We start from the raw sequence: 1,345 nt of genomic DNA, 5'->3' as shown, positions 1-1,345 counted from the left end.
AAATCGTACCCCAAACCGACACAGGTGGTCAGGTAGAGAATACCAAGGCGCTTGAGAGAACTCGGGTGAAGGAACTAGGCAAAATGGTGCCGTAACTTCGGGAGAAGGCACGCTGATGGTAGGTGAAGTGACTTGCTCATGGAGCTGAAATCAGTCGAAGATACCAGCTGGCTGCAACTGTTTATTAAAAACACAGCACTGTGCAAACACGAAAGTGGACGTATACGGTGTGACGCCTGCCCGGTGCCGGAAGGTTAATTGATGGGGTTATCCTCACGGAGAAGCTCTTGATCGAAGCCCCGGTAAACGGCGGCCGTAACTATAACGGTCCTAAGGTAGCGAAATTCCTTGTCGGGTAAGTTCCGACCTGCACGAATGGCGTAATGATGGCCAGGCTGTCTCCACCCGAGACTCAGTGAAATTGAACTCGCTGTGAAGATGCAGTGTACCCGCGGCAAGACGGAAAGACCCCGTGAACCTTTACTATAGCTTGACACTGAACACTGGTCCTTGATGTGTAGGATAGGTGGGAGGCTTTGAAGTGTGGACGCCAGTCTGCATGGAGCCGTCCTTGAAATACCACCCTTTAATGGCTGGTGTTCTAACGTGGGCCCCTAATCGGGGTTGCGGACAGTGTCTGGTGGGTAGTTTGACTGGGGCGGTCTCCTCCTAAAGAGTAACGGAGGAGCACGAAGGTCAGCTAATCCTGGTCGGACATCAGGAGGTTAGTGCAATGGCATAAGCTGGCTTGACTGCGAGCGTGACGGCGCGAGCAGGTGCGAAAGCAGGTCATAGTGATCCGGTGGTTCTGAATGGAAGGGCCATCGCTCAACGGATAAAAGGTACTCCGGGGATAACAGGCTGATACCGCCCAAGAGTTCATATCGACGGCGGTGTTTGGCACCTCGATGTCGGCTCATCACATCCTGGGGCTGAAGTAGGTCCCAAGGGTATGGCTGTTCGCCATTTAAAGTGGTACGCGAGCTGGGTTTAGAACGTCGTGAGACAGTTCGGTCCCTATCTGCCGTGGGCGCTGGAGAATTGAGGGGGGCTGCTCCTAGTACGAGAGGACCGGAGTGGACGCATCACTGGTGTTCGGGTTGTCATGCCAATGGCATTGCCCGGTAGCTAAATGCGGAAGAGATAAGTGCTGAAAGCATCTAAGCACGAAACTTGCCCCGAGATGAGTTCTCCCTGACCCTTTAAGGGTCCTGAAGGAACGTTGAAGACGACGACGTTGATAGGCCGGGTGTGTAAGCGCAGCGATGCGTTGAGCTAACCGGTACTAATGAACCGTGAGGCTTAACCTTACAACGCCGAAGATGTTTTGGCGGATTTGAGAAGA

1 rRNA gene is annotated in these 1,345 nt (G+C 53.4%); it reads left to right on the top strand.

The features are described from left to right. Positions 1 to 1,310: ribosomal RNA gene (locus KO1_RS26625) — 23S ribosomal RNA — on the top strand; the annotation flags it as partial. Positions 1,311 to 1,345 lie beyond the last annotated feature (35 nt).

The sequence above is a fragment of the Klebsiella oxytoca NBRC 105695 genome (genome assembly GCF_001598695.1).
Classification (GTDB): Bacteria; Pseudomonadota; Gammaproteobacteria; order Enterobacterales; family Enterobacteriaceae; genus Klebsiella; species Klebsiella oxytoca.
This window is presented reverse-complemented; position numbering and strand designations above follow the sequence as displayed.